The 6017-nt window shown below is 41.9% G+C and carries 5 protein-coding genes; 3 read left to right on the top strand and 2 right to left on the bottom strand.

All coding sequences use genetic code 11. The features are described 5' to 3' along the window. From QA601_10430 to QA601_10420, 3 genes are all read left to right on the top strand, one after another. Nucleotides 1-241: hypothetical protein (locus QA601_10430; protein MDG5815497.1), on the top strand; the 241-nt coding region annotated here is incomplete at its 5' end. 3167 nt (nt 242-3408) lie between these two features. Continuing rightward, nucleotides 3409-3792: a helix-turn-helix domain-containing protein gene (locus QA601_10425; protein MDG5815496.1), complete on the top strand. Its 384-nt coding sequence runs from the start codon at nt 3409-3411 to the stop codon at nt 3790-3792. Nucleotides 3793-3960: 168 nt separating this feature from the next. Beyond that, nucleotides 3961-4341, top strand: a complete 381-nt coding sequence (locus tag QA601_10420) for a DUF2267 domain-containing protein (protein ID MDG5815495.1) — start codon at nt 3961-3963, stop codon at nt 4339-4341. Between the two features lie 51 nt (nt 4342-4392). On the opposite strand, the gene QA601_10415 is transcribed toward QA601_10420, so the two are convergent. Further along, nucleotides 4393-4587 (bottom strand): ferredoxin, encoded by a 195-nt coding sequence (locus QA601_10415; GenBank protein MDG5815494.1) that lies wholly within the window; start codon nt 4585-4587, stop codon nt 4393-4395. A gap of 12 nt (nt 4588-4599) precedes the next feature. Further along, nucleotides 4600-5829 carry an alcohol dehydrogenase catalytic domain-containing protein gene (locus tag QA601_10410; protein MDG5815493.1) on the bottom strand — a complete coding sequence of 410 codons (1230 nt, stop codon included), beginning with the start codon at nt 5827-5829 and terminating at the stop codon, nt 4600-4602. Between the last annotated feature and the right edge of the window lie 188 nt (nt 5830-6017).

The raw sequence follows: 6017 nt of genomic DNA, 5'->3' as shown, positions 1-6017 counted from the left end.
TCTTTTTCCCACAAATCTCGATGGCATCAACAAATATCCCGCGCCTTCAGCGCTTGGGATCTTTTTTCGCACCTGCACCCGGGGCTGCGCCAGAAGACTGGCTTACCCCGGGCTATTATATCCCGCGCTTTCAGCGCTTAAGAGGGAGATCAAGGCCAAAGAAAGTATCATCTGCAATAGAAACCGCCCTGTTGAGCTGGAAGGAGCAAGGGGAAGGAACAATCGTTCTACAAAACCATAGGAGATACAAATTCGTCTGTTAGCCAGATTAAACCGATGGGAATTATATATAATACCCCAAAGGGGTTTTCTATATTAGCCCCAGGTTTCCTACCTGGGGCGGTTTCTCTACCTGGGGCGATCTTTGAGCGTTGAGCAGAAAAAGGAAAAGAGAAAGATGATTGATTCCTATTTTTTTTCCACTTTCTTTCCCAGGTAACCAAAAACTACCCGAATTTGTAACGTTTTTGGTCAAAAGTCTGTTCAATTGGCCTTAAAAGCGACTTAGGAACTATAAAAAGGGTTCTGATATTAGCTCCTAAGCGACTTGGAAATCAAAAAAAGGGTTCTAATTTTGACTTCTAAGTGACTTGGAAATCAAAAAAAGGGTTCTAATGAGGCTCCTAAGTGACTTAGGAATAAAAAAAAGGGTTCTGATTTTGGCTCCTAAGCGACTTAGGAATAAAAAAAAGGGTTCTGATTTTGGCTCCTAAGCGACTTAGGAATAAAAAAAAGGGTTCTAATTTTGGTTCCTAAGTGACTTAGGAATAAAAAAAAGGGTTCTGATTTTGGCTCCTAAGTGACTTAGAAATCAAAAAAAGGGTTCTAATTTTGACTCCTAAGTGACTTAAAAATGAAAAAAAGGGTTCTAATGAGGCTCCTAAGTGACTTAGGAATGAAAAAAAGGGTTCTAATGAGGCTCCTAAGTGACTTAGAAATCAAAAAAAGGGTTCTAATTTTGACTCCTAAGTGACTTAGAAATGAAAAAAAGGGTTCTAATGAGGCTCCTAAGTGACTTAGAAATGAAAAAAAGGGTTCTAATGAGGCTCCTAAGTGACTTAGGAATGAAAAAAAGGGTTCTAATTTTGACTCCTAAGTGACTTAGGAATCAAAAACAGAGTCCAAATTACTTAACATTATGAAGTAGAAATAAAAAAACGAGTTGTGATTTTCATTTCTAAGCGACCAAGAAATAAAAAAACGAGTTGTGATTTTCATTTCTAAGCGACTAAGGAGCGAAAAAAAGAGTTGTGATATTCATTTCTAAGTGACCAAGGAGCGAAAAAAAGAATTCTGAGTTTCATTTCTAAGTGACCAAGGAGCGAAAAAACGGGTTGTGAGTTTCATTTCTAAGTGACTGAGGAGCGAAAAAACGGGTTGTGATTTTCATTTCTAAGTGACTGAGGAGCGAAAAAACGGGTTGTGATTTTCATTTCTAAGTGACTGAGGAGTGAAAAAACGGGTTGTGATTTTCATTTCTAAGCGACTAAGGAGCGAAAAAACGAGTTGTGATTTTCATTTCTAAGTGACCGAGGAGTGAAAAAACGAGTTGTGATTTTCATTTCTAAGTGACCAAGGAGCGAAAAAAAGAGTTGTGATTTTCATTTCTAAGTGACTAAGTAGCGAAAAAAAGAGTTGTGATTTTTATTTCTAAGTGACTAAGGAGTGAAAAAAAGAGTTGTGATTTTCATTCCTAAGTGACCAAGGAGCGAAAAAAAGAGTTGTGATTTTCATTTCTAAGTGACCAAGGAGCGAAAAAAAGAGTTGTGATTTTCATTACTCCTGCATTTAAATACCACCATAATATCTATCGCTTTCAGCTTGGGAGAGGAGCTCAAGTCCGCATTTCGATCTTCTTTCCTACCCGCGATAATTGCCCAAGGGTCCCCCCAAACGGATCCCTTCACGCTTTAAATAGCTATGAGCTATGAGCTGTGAGCGTTGAGCAGGAAAATGGGAAATTTATTTATTTCCTAATCTTTAATTAGTACTTGGTCATTAGTAATTATATTGTCGCCCTGGCCTCCGTAGCTTCAGCGTAGGACGCCCATATAAATCCTTTTTCCCACAAATCCCAAAAACCATCAACGAATGTTACGCGCTTTCAGCGCTTGGGATCTTTTTGTGTGCCAAAACCCGGGGCTGCGCCAGAAGACTGGCTTACCCCGGGCTATAGAATAACGCGCCTTCAGCGCTTATGAAAAAGATCAAGAGCAAACGTTCGGTTTTTTCTCGTGTAGTATTATGGAAGAACGAAAAAAATATGGATATATAACAGGAATGGTATTCCAATTTCCTCCTTCCTCCCAAGATCATAGCCCAAGGGTCCCCCCAAACGGATCCCTTCACGCTTTCACCATTGACGCCCGGGGGTGACCCAATCTATCGCCTTTAGCCCCATAAAAATCTCTTTTTCCTAAATCCAAATCTCTAACTCTCCAACGAATATCTCGCGCTTTCAGCGCTTATAAAAAAGATCAAGATCAAATTCTCCCTTCACGCTTACACCATTGACGCCCGGCTCCCCTCCGCAGTAGCTACTGCTACGGAGGCCAGGGGGGGTGACCCAATCTATCGCCTTTAGCCCCATAAAAATCCTTCCTACTAACTGTAATTAGTAATTATCTTATCGCCTTTAACCCCATAAAAAAAATAAATAAGTGCGGGACTCTCCCCTCTTTTCCAGGGTGGAACAACACTGTGTTTACTGCATAAGGAATAACCGTAGCACCCCTTTTGACATTCTAACCTAACAACATGAAACAACAACTATCAACGGTTAGGATTACACATAAAAACAACCGGGGCAAAGCAGATTTTTTCGTGCTGTTAAAACGATATCTCCTACCTGAAATGCGCGCGGATATTTTGAAAATTGGCAGATCCGGACTTAGGTACACAACTATATGTTTTACCATTTATTCAGCCAGAAAAACACTGACAGTCCGTTGAGCACCAATACCTTCGGTGTTAAAAATGACAATTTTCACAATCCCGCAGCGTTACCCCTATGTTCTAACATACTAACAAAAGGTGCCTTAGAACAGATTGCATCAGAATTGCTTTCTTTTACCAGTATATTATATGAAAAGAGGGGGATAATTTAGAAACGATCGAAAATTGTCCCTTGCTGAATCCCAAGTGAAGGGGTTTTATTATACTATGAATAGTACTTCTTTTGCTTATTAATCATCCAATTCTAAAATGTGATTGTTTAAATGTTCATTGATCCGATAAAAATGTGTTTATCCTAAATAAATAGATCTATTTACAACGGTCTTATCCTTTTTTTTTAAAAATAATCTTTTTTTGTATGCATTTTCCACTGGCAGATGATAATTTAACTGTTAAATAAAGAATACATTTTCCATTATATAATCTATATCCAAAACAAAAGGAGTTTTTACAATGCCCAGAGTTACTAAAACGGAGCTTCTTCGTTTGCAAAAAAAGTTCAAAACCGATGCGCGTATTGGTGACGAGTTTGGAATAACACGGCAGGCGATTCATCAGCTCCGTAAAAAGTATGGTATTCCATCACGTACATCTGGTAATCCCGAGAGAAACCAACAGATTTTAACAATGAGAGATAAAGGCGCGAGTGTTGAAGCAATTGCCAGAAAATTTAAGCTCTCAATCCCGCAAACGTATCGTATTATAAAAGAATCATCCGCTCCCCCCCGGAAGAAAGCAACCAAAAAAAGTGCCGCGAAGAAAACCAGTGTAAAGAAATCCCCTGCAAAGAAAAGCACTGCAAAGAAAAAGAAAGCCACCAAGAAGAAAAGAAGATGAGCCGAGTATAAAAGTACCCTGCGTATGACATTTGTACCAGGGTACCTTTCCCCCTTATAACTCACTATTCTGGACAATCCCCCCCCTGATACGGTCAATAAACCGTCTCCTGTCCCCGAACTATTTTATGGTTAAGAGCCCATTTACATGTTTTTGGGGGAGGTTAGTATGAATTACCAAGCAATCAAACAGCGGGTACTTGATCTGGATTTTGTCGCGGACGAAGAGGCTGCGGATTCTATGATTAAAGCAGTTTTGGGAACGCTTGCAAGTAGGATGAAAACAGAACAGGCACATCGATTCTCAAACGACCTTCCAGAACCTCTCAGTTATGAGAAATTGCGGGGACACCAGACAAATGTAACCAATATTTCTCTTGAACAGTTTGTTTCTGGAATATGCACTCAGTTTAAACTCACTACAGAGCAAGCACAGTCACTTATCAGAAGTGTTCTGCACTTTGCCAAAGATGGCATTCCTCATGAGGAGATAGAAGTGTGGGAGCAGGGTTTACCCACAGAATGGGCCAAGGTGGTTGAAAATTCTTAATGAATACTTCTAAGTGTCTGCACTTTTGTGTGCAGACACCTTGTATCCCCCCTATACCTGGGAGAAAATTTTAATGGCCTTTTCCGGACAGCTTTGTGCGGCGATCTGATACGAAAGGTGAAGATACTCCGGGACACTTTTATGTCGTGGCTGCGCTTTTTTCCCATCGATCACATCGAAAGAATCAGGGCATATACTGGCACATAAGCCACATCCGCGGCAACACTCATCAACTACAACTCTCATCTTGTTCCTCCCCTATTGGCCCTTATCGGTCATTCCGGGCACGATCTCAACCTTAACCCATCCATTGTCTCTTGAATCAAGCTCTTTATACACATTGGGAGCAAAAGTAAGTGGCTTTATATGGGTTAAGATATCCAGAGGATCAACCACCCCACTCTCCACCAGCCCAATAAGATGGGGAAAGTATTTCCGGTGATTGCAATTTCCCATGTTTATGGTTAAATTCTTCTCAATTGCCATACCTATGGGAAAGGAGTGCGCGGCATCGGGATATACTCCCACTATACCCAGGGTACCGGCCTTATCCACAGCTTCAACTGCCCACCGTAGAGAGAGTGAAGGCGCGTGTCCCGGGGACCATCCCTTTTTTTCACTGATTTTACTGTCGGGGAGTTGGTTTGACTCCTGCTCAAACTGGGACGTGTACAGTGAATAATTGTCCTTAGCAGGTCCTTTGTTTGGCGGCTGAGCATCGATTCCCACCGCTTCAATAACCCGGTCGACCCCTATGCCCCCTGTTAGCTCTCTAATTACCTCGACGGGATCTTCCTCATCGAAATTTATTATTTCTGCTCCGTGGCTCTGGGCCATTTCAAGCCGTCCTTTTACGTTATCTACGGCAAACACCCTTCCTGCCCCCTGTAATTTTGCGCTGATTACAGAAAACAAGCCCACCGGACCACACCCGAAAACTGCCACCGTATCGCCATCTCTCACCTCAGCCACCTCTGCACCAAAATACCCTGTAGAGAACATATCGGTGATTAAGACGGCCTGATCATCACTTATGGCATCGGGCAGTGCAACCATGCAATTTGATGCAAACGGGATTCTGGCACGCTCAGCCTGAAGCCCATGAAAGGGGCCGCTGCTCTCAGGTCCACCAAAAAATGCTGTTCCGGAAAGTTTTCCTTTGGGGTTTGCATTGTCACATTGAGCATAATAGCCTGCTCTGCAATAGGAGCAAAACCCACAGGAGATGGTGGGAGTAATCATAACCCTGTCGCCGACTCTGAAATTTCTAACCTGGGGACCAAGCGCCTCAATGATCCCTACCCCTTCGTGACCAAGGATCGTCCCCTCTTTCATAACCCCCAATGTTCCCCTGGCCATGTGAAGATCGGTACCGCACACCGCAGATGCCGTAATCCTAACGATAGCATCGGTAGGTTGCTCAATTTCAGGCTCATCCACATCTTCACACCGTATATCTCCCACACCGTAATAGATTATTGCTTTCAATAGAGGCTCCTTTCGGCTTTAAATGATGGGTCGTGTTGTTAGTAGGTATCCCCTTAAAGAAAAGCAAATAGAGTGCCTCAGTTGCTATCAGTTCTTTTGCTTTTCCTTTATATCTGCTATGAACCTATAAGGAATGAATTTTGCTCTAAATGGTGTTTGACAATAATTATCCTTTTAAAGGAGTACGT

Source organism: Chitinispirillales bacterium ANBcel5 (assembly GCA_029688955.1).
In the GTDB taxonomy this organism is placed as follows: Bacteria; Fibrobacterota; Chitinivibrionia; order Chitinivibrionales; family Chitinispirillaceae; genus Cellulosispirillum; species Cellulosispirillum alkaliphilum.
The sequence above is the reverse complement of the archived record's forward strand: the minus strand, read 5'-3'. Positions and strand labels throughout refer to the sequence as shown.

Excerpts from the sequence above, each read along its gene's own strand:
- QA601_10425 (MDG5815496.1), top strand. The coding sequence starts at position 3,409 with ATGCCCAGAGTTACTAAAACGGAGCTTCTTCGTTTGCAAAAAAAGTTC.
- QA601_10420 (MDG5815495.1), top strand. The coding sequence starts at position 3,961 with ATGAATTACCAAGCAATCAAACAGCGGGTACTTGATCTGGATTTTGTC.
- QA601_10415 (MDG5815494.1), bottom strand. The coding sequence starts at position 4,587 with ATGAGAGTTGTAGTTGATGAGTGTTGCCGCGGATGTGGCTTATGTGCC.